Annotated in this window: 17 protein-coding genes; 13 read left to right on the top strand and 4 right to left on the bottom strand. The window is 68.2% G+C overall.

The window, feature by feature from the left end:
* The first annotated feature begins 33 nt into the window (after nucleotides 1–33).
* On the top strand, nucleotides 34–1,545 hold the full coding sequence (locus IRG63_RS07280) for a glyceraldehyde-3-phosphate dehydrogenase (RefSeq protein WP_193509690.1): 1,512 nt from the start codon (nucleotides 34–36) through the stop codon (nucleotides 1,543–1,545).
* Here IRG63_RS07280 and sigJ read toward each other — a convergent pair.
* Together sigJ and IRG63_RS07270 are read right to left on the bottom strand one after the other, a co-directional pair.
* Nucleotides 1,527–2,399, bottom strand: a complete 873-nt coding sequence (sigJ, locus tag IRG63_RS07275) for an RNA polymerase sigma factor SigJ (protein ID WP_193509689.1) — start codon at nucleotides 2,397–2,399, stop codon at nucleotides 1,527–1,529. The two genes, IRG63_RS07280 and sigJ, sit on opposite strands and share 19 nt — an antisense overlap.
* Nucleotides 2,392–3,567, bottom strand: a complete 1,176-nt coding sequence (locus IRG63_RS07270; RefSeq protein WP_193509688.1) for an NAD(P)/FAD-dependent oxidoreductase — start codon at nucleotides 3,565–3,567, stop codon at nucleotides 2,392–2,394. The genes sigJ and IRG63_RS07270 overlap by 8 nt, the downstream gene beginning before the upstream one ends.
* Before the next feature lie 104 nt (nucleotides 3,568–3,671).
* Here IRG63_RS07270 and IRG63_RS07265 point away from each other — a divergent pair, with 104 nt between their 5' ends.
* From IRG63_RS07265 to IRG63_RS07235, 7 genes are all read left to right on the top strand, one after another.
* On the top strand, nucleotides 3,672–4,055 hold the full coding sequence (locus IRG63_RS07265) for a VOC family protein (protein ID WP_168627104.1): 384 nt from the start codon (nucleotides 3,672–3,674) through the stop codon (nucleotides 4,053–4,055).
* Nucleotides 4,056–4,120: 65 nt separating this feature from the next.
* A complete protein-coding gene (locus tag IRG63_RS07260; RefSeq protein ID WP_193509687.1) occupies nucleotides 4,121–5,011 on the top strand; it encodes a DnaJ domain-containing protein in 891 nt (296 codons plus the stop codon).
* Between the two features lie 16 nt (nucleotides 5,012–5,027).
* Nucleotides 5,028–6,014, top strand: coding sequence for a malate dehydrogenase (locus tag IRG63_RS07255; protein WP_193509686.1), 987 nt, complete (start codon nucleotides 5,028–5,030; stop codon nucleotides 6,012–6,014).
* Nucleotides 6,015–6,103: 89 nt separating this feature from the next.
* Nucleotides 6,104–6,586 (top strand): RNA polymerase sigma factor, encoded by a 483-nt coding sequence (locus tag IRG63_RS07250; protein ID WP_193509800.1) that lies wholly within the window; start codon nucleotides 6,104–6,106, stop codon nucleotides 6,584–6,586.
* Nucleotides 6,583–7,167, top strand: a complete 585-nt coding sequence (locus tag IRG63_RS07245; RefSeq protein WP_193509685.1) for a methylated-DNA--[protein]-cysteine S-methyltransferase — start codon at nucleotides 6,583–6,585, stop codon at nucleotides 7,165–7,167. Before IRG63_RS07250 ends, IRG63_RS07245 begins: the two co-directional genes overlap by 4 nt.
* Nucleotides 7,164–7,751: a DNA-3-methyladenine glycosylase I gene (locus IRG63_RS07240; protein WP_349236175.1), complete on the top strand. Its 588-nt coding sequence runs from the start codon at nucleotides 7,164–7,166 to the stop codon at nucleotides 7,749–7,751. Before IRG63_RS07245 ends, IRG63_RS07240 begins: the two co-directional genes overlap by 4 nt.
* A 40-nt stretch (nucleotides 7,752–7,791) precedes the next feature.
* Nucleotides 7,792–9,195: an NAD(P)/FAD-dependent oxidoreductase gene (locus tag IRG63_RS07235; protein ID WP_193509683.1), complete on the top strand. Its 1,404-nt coding sequence runs from the start codon at nucleotides 7,792–7,794 to the stop codon at nucleotides 9,193–9,195.
* Here IRG63_RS07235 and IRG63_RS07230 read toward each other — a convergent pair.
* On the bottom strand, nucleotides 9,192–9,845 hold the full coding sequence (locus IRG63_RS07230) for a Pr6Pr family membrane protein (protein ID WP_193509682.1): 654 nt from the start codon (nucleotides 9,843–9,845) through the stop codon (nucleotides 9,192–9,194). The genes IRG63_RS07235 and IRG63_RS07230 overlap by 4 nt on opposite strands.
* An 83-nt stretch (nucleotides 9,846–9,928) precedes the next feature.
* On the opposite strand from IRG63_RS07230, the gene IRG63_RS07225 reads away from it, so the two are divergent.
* The 4 genes from IRG63_RS07225 to IRG63_RS07210 all read left to right on the top strand — a co-directional run bounded on the left by IRG63_RS07225 (nucleotide 9,929) and on the right by IRG63_RS07210 (nucleotide 12,401).
* A complete protein-coding gene (locus IRG63_RS07225) occupies nucleotides 9,929–10,546 on the top strand; it encodes a CDP-alcohol phosphatidyltransferase family protein (protein ID WP_168627112.1) in 618 nt (205 codons plus the stop codon).
* Between the two features lie 10 nt (nucleotides 10,547–10,556).
* A complete protein-coding gene (locus IRG63_RS07220; protein WP_168627113.1) occupies nucleotides 10,557–11,027 on the top strand; it encodes an FHA domain-containing protein in 471 nt (156 codons plus the stop codon).
* Nucleotides 11,027–11,728: a MerR family transcriptional regulator gene (locus IRG63_RS07215; protein ID WP_168627114.1), complete on the top strand. Its 702-nt coding sequence runs from the start codon at nucleotides 11,027–11,029 to the stop codon at nucleotides 11,726–11,728. Before IRG63_RS07220 ends, IRG63_RS07215 begins: the two co-directional genes overlap by 1 nt.
* Nucleotides 11,729–11,849: 121 nt before the next feature.
* Nucleotides 11,850–12,401: a MerR family transcriptional regulator gene (locus IRG63_RS07210; protein WP_168627115.1), complete on the top strand. Its 552-nt coding sequence runs from the start codon at nucleotides 11,850–11,852 to the stop codon at nucleotides 12,399–12,401.
* Nucleotides 12,402–12,572: 171 nt separating this feature from the next.
* On the opposite strand, the gene IRG63_RS07205 is transcribed toward IRG63_RS07210, so the two are convergent.
* The gene (locus IRG63_RS07205) at nucleotides 12,573–13,394 is read right to left on the bottom strand and encodes a ParA family protein (RefSeq protein WP_168627116.1); all 822 of its coding nucleotides are present in this window, start codon (nucleotides 13,392–13,394) and stop codon (nucleotides 12,573–12,575) included.
* Nucleotides 13,395–13,518: 124 nt separating this feature from the next.
* Between IRG63_RS07205 and IRG63_RS07200 the strand changes: the two genes are divergently transcribed.
* The gene (locus tag IRG63_RS07200) at nucleotides 13,519–16,917 is read left to right on the top strand and encodes a pyruvate carboxylase (protein WP_193509681.1); all 3,399 of its coding nucleotides are present in this window, start codon (nucleotides 13,519–13,521) and stop codon (nucleotides 16,915–16,917) included.
* Nucleotides 16,918–16,935: the final 18 nt, after the last annotated feature.

Raw genomic sequence — 16,935 nt, 5'->3', positions numbered from 1 at the left:
GTAAACTGGATCTCGTTTGCGCCCGGCGCACGGATGCGTCGGCCTGCTGAAAGGAAGACATTGGAGCGGGAACGCACTGCCGAACTCGAGCGGTGGAACGCTCGCCAAGCCCTGGCCGAGACGATGATCCCCCTCATCGGGAACCTGTACCGCAACTACGGGGTTGTTCCGTCCATCCACGGACGCCGGCTGATCAACCAGTCGCCCGTGGAGATCCTCAAGGCGCACCGCTTCGCGCGCAAGCTCAACGACACCGAGCTGCCCATCGAGGAGACCCTCTCGGTGCTGGCCGCGCTCGTCGAGCTGCAGCCCAGGTCGGCGTCCATCGACCTCGCCAAGCTCGTGCTGCGCTACCGCGAAGCAGGCAACGGACGCGACCTGCTCGAGTTCCTGCGTGAGGAGCTCGAACCGGCGCTCGGTGCCAGCCCCGGCCACGGCGCAGGCGTTGACGTCGTGCTCTACGGCTTCGGTCGCATCGGACGTCTGCTGGCCCGCATCCTGATCTCGCACGCGGGCAACGGCGAGGGCCTCCGCCTGCGCGCCATCGTGGTGCGCCGCGGCGCGGAGAACGACCTGCTGAAGCGCGCCAGCCTGCTGCGCCGCGACTCCATCCACGGCCCGTTCGAGGGCACCATCACCGTCGACGTCGAGAACAACACGATCCTTGCCAACGGCACGCTGATCCAGGTCATCTACTCGGACGACCCGTCCACTGTCGACTACGAGGCGTACGGCATCCGCGACGCCATCGTCGTCGACAACACCGGACGCTGGCGCGACCGGGAGGGCCTCGAGAACCACCTGAAGAACACCGGCGTCGCCCGTGTGCTGCTTACCGCGCCGGGCAAGGGCGACATCAAGAACGTCGTCTACGGCATCAACCACACGACCATCGAACCGGATGACCGGGTGCTGTCCGCCGCATCCTGCACCACCAACGCGATCGTGCCTGTGCTGAAGGCGGTCAACGACGCGTACGGTGTGCGGCACGGTCACGTCGAGACGGTGCACTCCTACACCAACGACCAGAACCTCACCGATAACTTCCACAAGGGCGACCGTCGCGGCCGCTCGGCGCCGATGAACATGGTGATCACCCAGACCGGTGCCGCGAGCGCGGTTGCGAAGGCGCTCCCGGAGCTGACCGGGAAGCTGACCGGCAACGCCATCCGGGTGCCAACCCCTGACGTGTCGATGGCCATCCTGAACCTGCAACTGGAGACCCCGACCTCGGTGGAGGAGGTCAACGGCTACCTGCGTGGGCTGTCGCTCGATTCGACGCTGCAGCAGCAGATCGACTTCACCGACTCGCCGGAGGTCGTATCCACCGACTTCGTCGGCTCGCACCGTGCCGGAATCGTCGACGGTCTCGCCACCATCTGTGACGGCACCAACCTGGTGCTGTACGTCTGGTACGACAACGAATTCGGCTACAGCAGCCAGGTGGTGCGCGTGCTCGAGCACATGGCGGCCACTCACCCGCGGGTGCTGCCCGAGCGCGCCGCCACGGTTGAAGCGCACACCGGTCAGCTCTCGATCGTCTGAGCCGTCAGCGCCTCGTTCCACTTGGTGAGCTTGTCCGGGTTCAGAGTCATCCACACGTTGGTGAGACGCCCGTCCCGGATGCCGACGCTGCCGGTCGCGTAGACCAGGCCGCCGCTTCGCGCGACAATGCCGAGCTCGCCGTTGACCGGTTCGAAGCTGAACTCGGTGTCCACCGCCTTGTTCATGAGGCCGAGCAGGAAGCGCGCAACGTTCTGCGCTCCGAAGATCGGGTTGAGCGCGGCGCGGGCCTTGCCTCCGCCGTCGGACACTGCGACGACGCTCGGGTCGAGCAGCGGTAGGAGTGTCTGAAGGTCACCGGTCATGCAGGCGGTGGCGAACTCGGCGACCACCCGCGCATGCTCTGACCGGTCCGGCTCGGCCGCTTGACGTCGGTCCCGGATGTGTCGGCGGGCGGTCGAGGCCAGCTGCCGCACCGCATCCGGCGACCGCCCGACGGTCGTGGCGACCTCGTCGAACGACATCCCGAAGACGTCGTGCAGCACGAAGCTCACCCGCTCGGCCGGAGTCAGGCTCTCGAGCACGACCATGAGCGCCATACTCACCGACTCATCGAGCGTCACCCGCTCGGCAGGGTCGCTCGCGGCATCCGGTAACGGCTCCGGCAGCCACTCGCCGACGTACTGTTCTCGTCTCGCGCGTGCCGAACCGAGCATGTCGAGACAGACGCGACCGATCACGCGGACGTTCCAAGCGTCGGGGCTGTCGATGCCCTGACGTTGACCGTCATCGAGTGCCGCCCAGCGCGCGTAGGTCTCCTGCACGGCGTCCTCGGCATCGTGGTAGGAACCGAGCAGTCGGTAGGCGACATTAAGCAGCAGTTGACGGTCAGTCATGGACCAATTCTCTCCTGACTGCCGGGCCACCGAGTTTCAGCCACCGGTAGGCGCCGGCACGGCGCCGCTCGGCGAGCACGCTGCCGCGGGCGAAGCGGCTGATCGACTCCTTCACTAACGCGCCAAGGCCGGATCGCAGCACAATCCGGCGTGGCCGGTCGTCGCGGGTGAGGAACTGCACAAGGCCGTCCCGGCGGCCGAGACTCATGCACAGGAAGACGTAGCCGAGCGAGAATTGCGGCTGCGGGCCGCCGGTGACGGATGCCGCGATCACGTCGGCCGCGTGGGCACCCTGCGGCAGCGCGGTCGCGCACGCCATGCGCAGGTGCGGCTGCTCTGGCAGCACGCACGCGTCGCCAGCGCCAAGGATGCTCGGGTCGGAAACGCTGCGCAGGCTGGCATCGACGATGAGGCGGCCGGTGCCGTCGACCTCGAGGCCGCTATCGCGGGCGAGCGTCGGCACGGCGAAGGTGCCGGCCCACACCACCAGGTCGGCGTCCAGGCGGCGGCCGTCGTCGGTGAGAGCGCCGCCCTGGTCGACGGATGCGACGCGACTGTCATCGAGGACGGTGACGCCGTGCCGTGTCAGCCAGGTTCTTGCTCGCTGGCGCGCTGCGGGGGATACGCCGGCGAGCAGCTCACTGCCGGCGGCGATGGTGACGGCAGCGGTTGTCTGGGTTGCGAGCTCTGCCGACAGCTCCACCGCGGTTGCACCACCGCCGATGACCAGGACCGCCGCTCCCGGCGCACGGTCGGCCAGCCTCGCGCGGAGCGCTCGAGCGCCGTCGAGTCCCGCAGCCTGCAGCGCGAACTCGGCGGCGCCGGGGACCGAGTTCACCGTCTCGCCGCTGCCGACCGCGTAGACCAGTTCGTCGTAGGCGACGGTCGTCGCATCCGCCAACTCGATCTGCCGCTCGGCAGCGCGGATCCGGGTCGCCTGTGCGTGCAGCACGCGCACGCGCGGATTGAGCATGCGGGGCAGCGGATGGACGACGGTGCTCTCGTCCGCCCCGGCTGCGAGCTCATGCAATCGGATCCGGTCGACGAACACGCCGCGCGGGTCGACGATGGTGACCGAGGCGGTCTCGCCCAAACGTCCGGCGAGGCGATTGGCGGCGGTGAGCCCGGCGTACCCGGCTCCGAGGACTACGACACGTGTGACGTTCATGCCCCTATGACGACGCAGCCCCTCCAAATGTGAGGCGTGGAGGGCGCACACAGGTGGGGGGCGTGTGATCATCGGGCAATCGCCCCATCGACGAAGGAGGAGAAGTGCTGAACTACACAGGCGCATTCAGCGGTTTCAGCGTCGACGACCTCGAGGAGGCGCGCCGTTTCTACAGCGAGAGCCTCGGGCTCACCGTCAGCGACGCCGCGATGGGAACGCTTTCACTCACCCTGCCCGGCGGGGCGCGAGTGATGGTGTACGAGAAGGAGACACATGAGCCCTCGACTCATACGGTTTTGAACTTCGAAGTCGACGACGTCGACGTCGCGGTCGACGAACTGAACAACTCCGGCATCAAGACGAAAATCTACGACGACCCGGAGCTCAACACCGATGAACGCGGGATCGCGCGCGACGAGCAGTTGGGAATGGAGATCGCCTGGTTCCTGGACCCGGCAGGCAACCCCATCTCCGTCCTCAGATCCTGAATCCCACCCGCGTCCTTCGGTCGGTATCGTCGTAACCGACGTTTTCCCGTACAGAAGAGACGCTTGTGCCCGATTCCCCGGCTTCGGCCACGCCGTATGAGGTGCTCGGCGTGCCGCCGACCGCGAGCCAGGAGGAGCTCAAGCGCGCCTACCGCAAGGCGTTGCGCCAGTCGCATCCGGATGTCGGCGGCGAGTCCGCGCGCTTCCACGCGGTGCAGCGGGCGTGGGCGCGCGTCGGCGACCCGGTCGCACGGGCGGACTACGATCGCGGTGCCGGCCGGCGTTCGGCGGTCGTCCCGGGGCCTGAGCGACGCAAAACCCACGACTCGGCGCTGCGGGCGCGTTTGTACGGGCATCCGGGTGGTGCCGCGCGTGAAGAGTTCCTGACCCTGATGCGCGAGTGGACCGGACGCGGCGTCGAGGCCGACCCGTACGATCCGGCGCTCGTGCAGTCGGCGCCGCGCGAGATCCGGCGGCGGCTTGCGGCCGCGCTCGCCCAGGAGGCGACCGCGAAGGCCCTCGCGAAGCTCGGCATCGGCTACACCGTGTGGAGCGATGTCGCCGCGGGCGATGGCAAGATCGACCACGTCGTGCTCGGACCGGCCGGCCTGTTCGCGGTCACCTCTGCGGACTGGGGCGGCGAGGTGCGACTGAAACGGGGCGAGCTGACCGGCGACACCCTCGGCGCCGCGCAGCCGATCAAGGAGCTCTCCCGGAGCGCGCGTGCCCTCGGCCGGCAACTGGGCGTCAAGTTCACCGGCCTGCTCGTCGTGGTGCCGGATGACGACCTCGAGGAGGCGGTGAGCGTCGTGGGGCGGAAGGCGGATGCCGCGGTGATCCGCCGCTCGGTGCTGCCGATGGTCGTGCGCGACGGCATCGCCGGTGGCACCCGGCGCAGCATCGAGGACGCGTTCGAGCTGCGCACACGCCTGCAACACGGCATCCGGTTTGTCTGAGACGGAGGAGCCCGCAATGTCCATAACACCGGTGAACGTCACCGTGACCGGAGCGGCCGGAGCGATCGGGTATGCGCTGCTGTTCCGCATCGCATCCGGGCAGCTGCTCGGGCCGGACACGCCGGTCAGGCTGAGGCTGCTGGAGATCCCGGCTGCGGTCAAGGCGACTGAGGGCACAGCGATGGAGCTGGAGGACTGCGCGTTCGACCTGCTCGCGGGCATCGACATCTTCGACGACCCGCGCCAGGGCTTCGAGGGCGCCAACATCGCGCTGCTCGTCGGTGCGCGGCCGCGCACTCAGGGCATGGAACGCGGCGACCTGCTCCGCGCCAACGCCGGCATCTTCGGGCCGCAGGGTGAAGCGATCAATGCGGGCGCCGCAGCCGACATCCGCGTGCTCGCGGTCGGCAACCCGGCGAACACCAACGCGCTCATCGCCCAGCGGCACGCGCCCGACATCCCGGCCGACCGCTTCACCGCGATGACCCGCCTCGACCACAACCGCGCGATCAGCCAGCTCGCGGCCAAGACCGGCGCGTCGGTGAGCGATATCGCCGGCGTCAGCATCTGGGGCAATCACTCGGCGACGCAGTACCCGGATGTCTTCAACGCGACGATCGCGGGACGACCGGTCACCGAGTTGGTGGATCAAGCCTGGCTGGAGGGTGAGTTCATCCCGACGGTGGCGGACCGCGGCGCGGCGATCATCGAGGCGCGCGGGGCTTCATCGGCGGCGTCGGCTGCGAACGCGGCGATCGATCACGTCTACGACTGGGTGAATGGCACCGGCGACGGGTCCTGGACATCGGCGGGCGTCGTCTCCGACGGCTCCTACGGCGTACCGGAGGGGCTGGTCAGTTCCTTCCCGGTGCGCTCCGATAGCGGCTCCTGGCAGATCGTCCAAGGTCTCCAGCTGAATGACTTCTCGCGCGCCCGAATCGAGAAGTCCGTCGCCGAACTGGTCGCCGAGCGCGACGCGGTGGCCGAGCTCGGGCTGATCTGACCCGGCACGCGTCGACGTCGCCGGTGTGCGGCAGACTCGACTCGTGCACCTCACGTTTCGCCCCTCCGCAGCGTCTGCCTGATGTGACCATGACGCCGTTCGAGTTGATCGTCCGCGAGCACGGGCCGACCGTGCTCCGGGTCTGTCGCGCGGTCCTGACCGCGCATGACGCGGAGGACGCCTGGTCGGAGACGTTCCTGTCGGCACTGCAGGCATACCCGCGCCTCGGGGCCGACGCCAACATCGAAGCCTGGCTGGTGACGATCGCCAAGCGGAAGGCGATCGACGTCATCCGGACGCGTGCCCGCACGCCAGTCCCGGTGGGCGACGTACCCGACGGCGCATCCGAGTTGGGCATCCCGGACGACGAACGCGGCGAAGTCTGGGCACTGATCGGCGCGCTGCCGGACAAGCAGCGCAAGTGCGTCGCCTACCACTACCTCGTCGGGCTCCCACACAGCGAGGTCGCCGCCATCGTCGGCGGGACAACGGATGCCGCGCGCCGGGCCGCCGCGGACGGCGTCGCCGCGCTGCGCCGAGCGTACGCAACCATCCCAGGAGGCACAGCATGACGAACATCGAAGCCCCGAACACCGCAGACCTGGACCGGCTGCACGACCGGCTGGTCCACGCCGCCGATGAGGCAGGCCTGCTCGACCTCGCTTACCGCACCGTGGACACGCCAATCGGCCGGCTTCTGCTTGCCGCCACCGACCGCGGCGTGGTGCGGGTGGCGTTCGAGACCGAGGGACACGACCGGGTGCTCGGCGACCTTGCCGCCCGGGTGAGCCCGCGCATCCTGAACACACCGAAGCGCCTCGACACGCTCGCACGCGAGCTCGACGAGTACTTCGCCGGCCGGCGCCTGGGCTTCGACGTGCCGATCGACTTCGCGCTGTCCAGGGGCTTCCGCCGCGACGTGCTCGGGCACCTGGCGGTGATTCCGTACGGCACCACCGAGAGTTACGCGCAGGTAGCGGTCGCGACCGGCAACCCGCGCGCCGTCCGCGCGGTCGGCACGGCGTGCGCGACCAACCCGCTGCCGATCGTCATTCCGTGCCACCGGGTGGTGCGCACCGACGGCTCGCTGGGCGGGTACCTCGGCGGTCTGGACGTGAAGCGCACCCTGCTCGACCTCGAGGCGGCCGCGTGAGCGCCATCGTCGGCGACGACGGCCTGGCCCGGCCGGCCTGGGCGGCCACAGACCCGCTGCTGCGCGATTATTACGACACCGAATGGGGCATGCCGGTGCGGGATGAACGCGGGCTGTTCGAGCGGATCAGCCTCGAGGCGTTCCAAGCGGGGCTGTCTTGGGTGACCATCCTGCGCAAGCGTGAGGCGTTCCGGGCGGCGTTCGCCGGCTTCGACCCGGATGCGGTGGCCACGTTCGGCGAGGACGACGTCGAGCGTTTGCTGTCCGACGCTGGCATCGTTCGCAATCGGGCCAAGATCCTCGCCACCATCACCAACGCCAAGGCGACCGTTGCGCTCCGCGCCGACGGGGGACTGGTCGACCTCGTCTGGTCGTTCCGGCCGCAAGCGACGCCACAGCCTACCCAGCACAGCGAGATCCCCACCTCCAGCCCGGAGTCGGTCGCGCTGTCCAAGGCGCTGCGGGCCCGCGGCTTCGCGTTCGTCGGTCCGACCACGATGTACGCCCTCATGGAGGCGATCGGCATGGTCGACACCCACCTCGTCGACAGCCATCGCCGGGGCAGTTCCGGGGTGTGGAGGTAGCTCTGGCAGTTCTCGGCGCCCGCGGTTACAGTGGCCCGAGATGACAGTGAAGCGGCGCACGTTCGTGCTGGGGGCCCTCTCCGGTGCTTCACTGCTGGCGCTCACCGCCTGCACCAACGGGGAACCAGAACCGACGCCGTCGCCGACCCGGCAGAATCCGACCGTCCCGCAACCGTCCGCCTTCTGGCGGTCGGAGTGGACCAGCGACCCGTTCTCCCGCGGCGCGTTCAGCTACCAGAGGGTCGGCTCAACGCCCGAACAGCGGACCGCACTGCGCCAGCCGCTCGGCGACCGTGTCTTCTTCGCTGGGGAGCACACATCCGAGACGTTCCCAGGCACGGTGAACGGTGCGCGCGCATCCGGGCACCGCGCCGCCACCGAGGTCATCGACATCGCAGAGCCGGGGGAGCGGATCGCCGTGATCGGCGCAGGCATGGCCGGAGCCACCGCCGCCCGCCGCCTCGCCGACGCGGGGTTCAACGTCGTCGTGATCGAGGGCAGGGAGCGCTCCGGCGGCCGCATCCACACGCTCGAGGTCGACGACGAGTCGCATGTCGAGCTCGGCGCAGCGTGGGTGCGCTCCTCATCGACCAACCCGCTCGAGAATGAGCTCGATGACGCGGGGATCTCCACCAGGCGGTTCAACTACGAGTGGGAGCACCGCACGCCAGACGGGGAGGTGGTGGACACCGGAACTATCGGCCCTGACACCATCGTCACCGCCATCGACTGGGCGTCAGAGCAGCCGGCAGACGTCTCGATGGCTGCGGCGATCGAGGGCAGCGCCGACCTCGACGACCGCCCGAACGAGCAGGGCATCTCCGAGGTTGACCTCGTCGCCGACTACGTCACAACCAATCTGGTGGTCCCGACCGGCGCCGAGCCAGACGACCTGTCCGCCTGGTACGCACCGGATGCCACGCTCAGCCACGAGGACGACCGACTGGTCACGGGCGGCCTGAGCGGCTTCGTCGACGGGCTGCTCGACGGGATCGACGTCCTGCCGTCGAGCGCGGTCGCATCCGTCAGTCACGATGACGATGGTGTGACCATGCGCCTCGCCCGCGGCGAATCGCTGTCGGCCGCGCGCGTGGTGGTCACGGTGCCTCTCGGCGTGCTGCAGTCCGGATCCATCGAGTTCGACCCGCCGCTGCCGTTCTCCCAACGCGGCGCGATCTCCGCGCTCGGAATGGGATTGCAGGACAAGCTCGTGCTGAAGTTCGAGGAACGGTTCTGGGCGACGGATGCCACGGTGTGGTCGGTGGTGGACGCCGAGACGGAGCTGCCGTTGTGGTTCAACGTCGAACCGTCGACCGGGGACAACGTCCTGGTGGCGCTCTTCGGCGGTGAGGATGCCGAGCGGCTCGCCGAGCTCAGCGACAACGACCTGGTCGCGGCGGCGTTGCGCAGCCTCGAGCCTTTCGTCGCCGACGACGGCTCCTAACCGCGCGCGCGCAACTCCTCGAACGTCGGCAGCCTGCTGATGCCGATCAGCATCGCTACCGTCGCCGAGAAGATCGCGATGACCAGCAGCAGGTAGCCGATGAACTCCCACGGCATGTCCACCAGGTTCGGGTCGAGGAAGAAGTACGGGTACCAGAAGACGCTGGCGCCACGGATCATGGTGAACACCACCCACATCGAGGGGAAGATCATCACCCACAGCACGGTGCGCCACGGCACATCGCGGGCGGGGGCGACCAGCCAATCGACGATCGCGTATGCGGGAATCCAGAAGTGCAGGAGCTGGCTGGACCAGGGCGCCCACACCGGCACTCCACGCAGCGTCCCCTCGACCAGGATGACCGCGAACACGATGCCGGACACGATCAACCAGGTCGTGGACAGCACGCGGAGCATGTCCAGCCAGAGCGGGTCCTGGTCTCGTCTGAGTGCGATCACGGCACCGATCACGAAGACGCAGATCGCGATGATCATGCTCTCGACCGTGAAGTAGCTGAAGAAGTTCGCCACCGCGAATGGGCCGTTGCCGAGGGTGAAGTTGATGTCTCCGATAAGCGCGACAACCCCGGTCGCCGCGACCAGGAGTCGAAGGATCCCGAACGTCTTACGCACGGTTGCGGGCGGCTCCACGGTGGATCATCCGTCGAGTTTAGGAAATGCGACTGGCAAGGCGCCCTGCGGGTGGTGTCGCCTGCCTCCCCTAGAATTCCGGTGTGCCCGAGCAGTCAGCGAATGAGGTTTCGTCACGCGTTCTGACGATCCCGAATCTGCTGAGCTTCTTCAGGCTCGCAATGGTGCCTGTCTTCCTCGTCCTGGTGATCATCGGCGAAGACGTGCTCGCTCTTCTGGTGCTGGTCGTCTCGAGCATCACCGACTTCCTGGACGGGCTGCTTGCGCGGCGCCTGAACCAGATCTCCCGGCTCGGGCAACTGCTCGATCCGGCCGCCGACCGGCTGTTCATCTTTGCGACTCTCATCGGCCTGGCCATCCGTGAGGTGGTGCCATGGTGGCTGCTCGCGATCATCGTCGCGCGCGACGCGATGCTGGTCATCGTCGGTGTTGTGCTCGCCAACCACGGGTACGGTCCGTTGCCGGTGCACCACCTGGGCAAGGCGGCGACCTTCTGCCTGTTCTGGTCCTTCCCGGTGCTGATGCTCGGGCAGGCATTCCCCTCGATCGAGTGGCTGAGCGCCCCGATCGGCTGGGCGTTCGGGTTATGGGGTGCGTTCCTCTACTGGTGGGCAGGATTCCTGTACGTGAGGGAGACGATTCGAGTCATCAAAATCCCTCTAGCGGAAGAGGGTCCCCAATCCGATACGCTGGGACGCTAGGGAGGCACGGATGACCGACGAGCAGAACCACGACCGCCACCCAGTGCACGGGCCGGATGACACCACCGCCCACTTCAGCCAGGAGTTCGAGGCTCAACTGGCGGCACTTGATGGCGAGTTGACTTCCGAGGAGCAGGAGGCAATCGCCGCGCTGCCCTCTGGCTCTGCGCTGCTGATCGTACGGCGGGGGCCGAACGTTGGCGCGCGTTTCCTGCTCGATTCCGACGTCACCACTGCTGGACGGCATCCGGATGCCGACATCTTCCTCGACGACGTGACCGTCTCCCGCCGCCACACCGAGTTCCTGCGGCATGGCACGGCGTTCGAGATTCGCGACATGGGCTCGCTCAACGGCACCTACTTCGACGGCGTCCGCATCGACACGGCGCTGCTCACCGATGGTGCCGAGGTGCAGATCGGCAAGTTCCGGCTCACGTTCTACGCGTCGCGGCACGACCTCCGCAAGCGAGAGAGCAAGTAGTGCCGCGCTCTTCGGCCGAGGCGAAATCGCCCGGCCAGCCTGCCCTATTGAGCATCGGCCAAGTACTCGCACGGTTCACCGCGGAATTTCCGGACCTCACGCCGTCCAAGTTGCGCTTCCTCGAGGAGCGCCAGCTCATCTCGCCTGCTCGCACGGAGTCGGGCTACCGCAAGTTCTCCCCGGCCGACCTCGACCGGCTGCGCTTCGTGCTCACCATGCAGCGCGACCACTACCTGCCGCTCAAGGTGATCCGCGGCCTCCTCGACGAACTCGACGCCGGCCGGCAGCCGGAACTGCCCGGCGCGGTCAGCGGGCCGGTCCCGTCGATCCTGCCGAGCGACAGGCGGCTGCAGCGCGATGAAATGCTTCGAGAGGCCGGCGCATCGCCCAGCTTGCTGGCGGATGCTGTCTCGGCGTCACTGATCACGCCGGCCGACTGGTACGGGGAAGACGCCGTCTCGGTGCTGCGCGCCCTGGTGGAGCTTCAGCGCAGCGGCATCGAACCGCGTCACCTGCGCGGTTTCCGCGCCGCGGCGGAACGCGAACTCGGACTTATCGAGAGCGCGCTGATCCCGGTCGCGCGCCGCAACGACGCATCAAGTCGGGCCAAGGCGACCGAACTCGCGAAGGAAATAGCAGGTCAGCTGGAGATTGTGCGATCGAGCCTGATCCGCTCGGCGCTGTCCAGGCTGACCCATTGAGCGTGGGCGACACGCCGCAGCGCTTGGGCGGGATGTCGTTGCCTACGGCAGGTGTCATGGGTACCGTGGAGTCAGCGGATCGGGTCCACGGCTCGAGCGCGGTCAACGGAGGGCAAGCAGTATGAGCGAAGTAAGCAATCGCAGCGAGGAGACCCGCTACGATCTCGGTCTGCTGTTCACCGACGGGCTGCCGGAGATGGACGACGCCGCCGGCTACCGCGGTGCGGTGGCCGCACGCGCTGCCGGGATCAGCTACCGCCAGCTCGACTATTGGGCCCGTACCGGGCTCGTCGAGCCGACCGTGCGTGGCGCGAGCGGCTCCGGATCGCAGCGCCTCTACGGCTTCCGCGACATCCTGGTGCTCAAGCTCGTCAAGCGCCTGCTCGACACCGGGATCTCGCTCCAGCAGATCCGGGTCGCCGTGAACCAGCTGCGCGAAGCCGGCATCAACGACCTCGCCCAGACGACGCTCATGAGCGATGGCGCGAGCGTGTACCTGTGCACCTCGAACGACGAGGTCATCGACCTGGTCAGCCGCGGTCAGGGCGTCTTCGGCATCGCGGTCGGCAAGGTGCTCCGCGAGGTGGAGTCCAGCCTCGTCGAGCTCGACTCCGTCGCCGCCGCTGACCCGCAGGACGAGCTCGCCGCTCGCCGCGCCAGCCGCGCCTCCTGACCGCGCCGTACGGGGACAGCCGCAGCCGTTCGGACGCTCCGCGCTGCCTCCGGACATCCGCCGCCGTGCGGCCATCCCGCGCCCGTTCCGGGCAACCGCGACCGGTGCACCGGGCGCGGATGTCCGCAACGAGCGCGTAACCCCGTTCCGAACCACCTCGGCTAGACGGCGTCAGTGCGCGACAGCTCCCGCCTCTGTCCCGGGCACGTGGATGCGACCGGCGCGGATGACACGCTCGAGCAGCTGGTCGAAGTTGCGGGCCATCTCCTGGGCGCTCTCGCCCGGCCACATGTGCAGCGGCTTCGCGGCGCCCTGCGCCTGCTGCAGGCTCGTGCGCTCCGGCAGTTGCGGGCTCAGCACGAGCGGCCCGAACATGTCGCGCAGCTCCTTGATGCGGAACTGGTGCTCGAGCGACTGCACACGCACGCGGTTCACGATGATGCCGAGCGGCTGAAGCCTGGGGGAGAGGCCGCGGCGGATCTCCTCGATCGCGCGCAGCGCACGGTCGGCCGCGGCGACCGAGAACAGCCCAGGCTCGGTGACGACCGTCACGCGGTCACTCGCCGCCCACGCGGTGCGGGTGAGGGCGTTCAGCGACGGCGCACAATCGATGAGCACCAGGTCGTAGTCCTCCTCGACCGCGGCGAGGGCCTCCTCGAGCTTCCAGATGTCCCGGATGCTCGGATGCGGGCCGTCGAAGTTGATGGCGGACGGGCTGCCGATGAGCACGTCGATCTTGCCTGGCCGGCCGCGGGTCCAGCCGCTCGGGGCGATCGCGGCCCGCACGACCTTCTCCTTCGGCGACGCCAGGACATCGGCGATGTTGAGGTGGCCTGCGACCGAGATGTCCATCCCGGTCGAGACGTCGGACTGCGGGTCGAGGTCGACGACGAGGGTCCGCAAGCCCCGGGCGAACGCTGCTGAGGTGAGCCCGAGCGTCACGGTCGTCTTTCCGACCCCGCCCTTGAGGGAACTGACGCTGAGTACATGCACGGAAAACCACGATACCTTCCTGAGACTTAGAGATTGCAGAACTTGTCGCTCGAGTGTCGGCATTCTCCCCGAATCAGACGGTGCCGTCCCTCTAAAGTGGAGAAATCTTTCGAAGGGACAATGGATGTTCAAGAAGATCCTCGTGGCCAACCGTGGTGAAATCGCCATCCGCGCTTTCCGTGCGGCATTCGAGTTGGGAGCGGAAACCGTCGCTGTGTTCCCGTATGAGGATCGCAACTCCATGCACCGGCTGAAGGCCGACGAGTCCTACCAGATTGGGGAGAAGGGGCATCCGGTTCGCGCCTACCTCGACGTGGACGAGATCATCCGGGTGGCGAAGGCCAGCGGCGCAGACGCGATCTACCCCGGCTACGGCTTTCTTTCCGAGAACCCGCAGTTGGCCGCAGCCGCGGCCCGGGAGGGCATCACCTTCATCGGCCCCGGCCAGAAGGTGCTCGAGATGGCCGGCAACAAGGTCACCGCCAAGGAACACGCGATCGCTGCCGGTGTGCCGGTACTGAAATCGACGCTGGCGTCCAGCGACATCGACGAACTCGTCGCAGGGGCAGCCGACATCGGCTTCCCGGTCTTCGCGAAAGCAGTGGCGGGCGGCGGCGGTCGCGGGATGCGCCGGGTGAACTCGCACGACGAGCTGCGGCCCGCGCTGGAAGCGGCGATGCGGGAGGCGGAGAGCGCGTTCGGTGACCCGAACATGTTCCTCGAGCAGGCCGTGCTGCGCCCACGCCACGTCGAGGTGCAGATCCTCGCCGATAACGACGGCAACACGGTGCACCTGTTCGAGCGCGACTGCTCCGTGCAGCGGCGCAACCAGAAGGTCATCGAGATCGCGCCCGCGCCGAACCTGGACGACAGCATCCGGCAGGCGCTCTACCGGGATGCCATCGCCTTCGCCAAGTCGATCGGCTACCAGAACGCCGGAACCGTGGAGTTCCTCATCGACACGGTCGGCGACCGCGCCGGACAGCACGTGTTCATCGAGATGAACCCGCGCATCCAGGTCGAGCACACGGTCACCGAGGAAGTGACGGATGTCGACCTGGTGCAGTCCCAGATGCGCATCGCCTTCGGGGAGAGCTTGAGCGACCTCGGTCTCAGCCAGGAGACCATCACGCTGCACGGATCGGCGCTGCAGTGCCGCATCACGACCGAGGACCCGACCCAGGACTTCCGCCCAGACACCGGCCGGCTCACCACCTACCGCTCGCCCGGCGGCGGCGGCGTCCGCCTCGACGGCGGAACCATCAACCCCGGCGCGAGCATCAGCGCGCACTTCGACTCCATGCTCGTCAAGATGACCTGTCGCGGACGCGACTTCGGCGCAGCGGTGAAGCGTGCCCGTCGCGGCCTCGCCGAGTTCCGCATCCGCGGGGTGGCGACCAACATCTCGTTCCTGCAGGCGGTGCTCGATGACCCGAGCTTCGCCGCAGGCGACCTGAGCACGAGTTTCATCGACGAGCGGCCGGAGCTGCTGCACGCGCGGCACTCGAAGGACCGCGGCACCAAGATCCTCACCTGGCTTGCCGACGTCACGGTGAATCAGCCGAACGGTGCCGGCGCCGGCCTGATCGACCCTGCACTGAAGCTGCCGAACGTGGACATCACGACGCCGGCACCGGCCGGCTCTCGTCAGCGCCTGCTGGAGCTCGGGCCGAAGGGCTTCGCCGAGGCGCTGCGCGCGCAGACGCCGCTGGCCGTGACCGAGACCACCTTCCGTGACGCGCACCAGTCGCTATTGGCGACCCGCGTGCGCACCAAGGACCTGCTCGCGGTCGCGCCATACGTGGCGCGTATGACCCCCGAGCTGCTCTCGGTCGAGGCGTGGGGCGGTGCGACCTACGATGTGGCGCTGCGCTTCCTGGGCGAGGACCCATGGGAGCGGCTCGCGTCGCTGCGCGAGGCCATGCCGAACCTTGCGCTGCAGATGCTGTTGCGTGGACGCAACACGGTCGGCTACACGCCGTACCCGACGAAGGTGACGGATGCGTTCGTGGCAGAGGCTGCGGCCACCGGCGTCGACGTGTTCCGCATCTTCGACGCGCTCAACGACGTCGACCAGATGCGCCCGGCGATCGACGCGGTGCTCGAGACCGGCACCGCGGTGGCCGAGGTGGCCCTGTGCTACACCGCCGACCTGCTCGACCCGGCCGAGAAGCTGTACACCTTGGACTACTACCTGCGCCTCGCCGAGCAGATAGTCGACGCGGGCGCGCACGTCATCGCCATCAAGGACATGGCCGGACTGCTGCGCGCGGGCGCAGCGGAGACCCTGGTTGCCGCCCTGCGCGAACGCTTCGAGCAGCCGGTGCACGTGCACACCCACGACACCGCTGGTGGGCAGCTGGCGACGTTGCTGGCTGCAGCTAGGGCGGGCGCGGATGCCGTGGACGTGGCAAGCGCGCCGATGGCGGGCACGACCAGCCAGCCCTCGGCATCCGCACTGGTCGCCGCCCTCGCCAACACCGAGCGGGACACCGGGCTCTCACTGACCGCCGTCTCTGATCTCGAGCCCTATTGGGAAGCGGTGCGGCACGTCTACAAGCCGTTCGAGTCCGGCCTCGCAGGGCCGACCGGTCGCGTCTATCACCACGAGATCCCGGGCGGCCAGCTGTCCAACCTGCGCACGCAAGCGGTGGCGCTCGGCCTCGGCGACCGGTTCGAGAAGATCGAGGACCTGTACGCGGCGGCCAACCGCATCCTGGGCCGGCCGCCCAAGGTCACGCCGTCCTCGAAGGTCGTCGGCGACCTGGCGCTCGCGCTGGTCGCGGCCGACGCCGACCCGGACGACTTCGAGCAGAATCCGCAGAACTACGACATCCCTGACTCGGTCGTTGCGTTCATGGCAGGCGAGCTGGGCGACCTGCCCGGCGGATGGCCGGAGCCGTTCCGCAGCAAGGTGCTGAATGGCCGCGAGGTCGACGTCTCGATCGAACCGCTCACCGAAGAGGACACCGCAGCGCTCGATGCTGACTCACTGACCCGCCGGGCGGCGCTGAACCGGCTGCTGTTCCCGCAGCCGACCAAGATCTTCGAGGACGTGCGCGAACAGTACGGCGACCTCTCGGTGGTCGGAACCGCTGATTACCTCTACGGGCTGCATCAGGGCAAAGAGCACTCGGTGGAGATCGCCAAGGGCGTCAACCTGCTGGTGGGGCTGGAAGCCATCGGCGAGGCGGACGAGAAGGGGATGCGCACGGTCATGGCGGTCATCAACGGCCAGCTGCGCCCCGTCTTCGTGCGCGATCGGAGCATCAAGGTGGAGACCCGTACCGCCGAGCGGGCGGATCCGGCGAAGCAGGGCAACGTCGCGGCACCGTTCTCCGGCGTTGTGACGACGCAGGTGGAGGTGGGGGAGTCGGTTGCCGCTGGCCAGGTCGTCGCCACCATCGAGGCCATGAAGATGGAGGCCTCCATCACAACGCCGGTCGCTGGGACCGTGAAGCGGATGCCCGTGACCGGCACCCAACAGGTCGAGGGCGGCGATCTGCTGGTTGAGATCGAATAGTGGCAGAGGCGGTGGCCG

It is taken from the genome of Cryobacterium sp. BB736, assembly GCF_014980265.1.
Lineage (GTDB): Bacteria > Actinomycetota > Actinomycetes > Actinomycetales > Microbacteriaceae > Terrimesophilobacter.
The sequence above is the reverse complement of the archived record's forward strand: the minus strand, read 5'-3'. Positions and strand labels throughout refer to the sequence as shown.

What these genes read in the sequence shown, in the direction of transcription:
- IRG63_RS07280 (WP_193509690.1), top strand. Translation starts at nt 34, where the DNA reads ATGCGTCGGCCTGCTGAAAGGAAGACATTGGAGCGGGAACGCACTGCC.
- sigJ (WP_193509689.1), bottom strand. Translation starts at nt 2,399, where the DNA reads ATGACTGACCGTCAACTGCTGCTTAATGTCGCCTACCGACTGCTCGGT.
- IRG63_RS07270 (WP_193509688.1), bottom strand. Translation starts at nt 3,567, where the DNA reads ATGAACGTCACACGTGTCGTAGTCCTCGGAGCCGGGTACGCCGGGCTC.
- IRG63_RS07255 (WP_193509686.1), top strand. Translation starts at nt 5,028, where the DNA reads ATGTCCATAACACCGGTGAACGTCACCGTGACCGGAGCGGCCGGAGCG.
- IRG63_RS07250 (WP_193509800.1), top strand. Translation starts at nt 6,104, where the DNA reads ATGACGCCGTTCGAGTTGATCGTCCGCGAGCACGGGCCGACCGTGCTC.
- IRG63_RS07245 (WP_193509685.1), top strand. Translation starts at nt 6,583, where the DNA reads ATGACGAACATCGAAGCCCCGAACACCGCAGACCTGGACCGGCTGCAC.
- IRG63_RS07235 (WP_193509683.1), top strand. Translation starts at nt 7,792, where the DNA reads ATGACAGTGAAGCGGCGCACGTTCGTGCTGGGGGCCCTCTCCGGTGCT.
- IRG63_RS07220 (WP_168627113.1), top strand. Translation starts at nt 10,557, where the DNA reads ATGACCGACGAGCAGAACCACGACCGCCACCCAGTGCACGGGCCGGAT.
- IRG63_RS07210 (WP_168627115.1), top strand. Translation starts at nt 11,850, where the DNA reads ATGAGCGAAGTAAGCAATCGCAGCGAGGAGACCCGCTACGATCTCGGT.
- IRG63_RS07200 (WP_193509681.1), top strand. Translation starts at nt 13,519, where the DNA reads ATGTTCAAGAAGATCCTCGTGGCCAACCGTGGTGAAATCGCCATCCGC.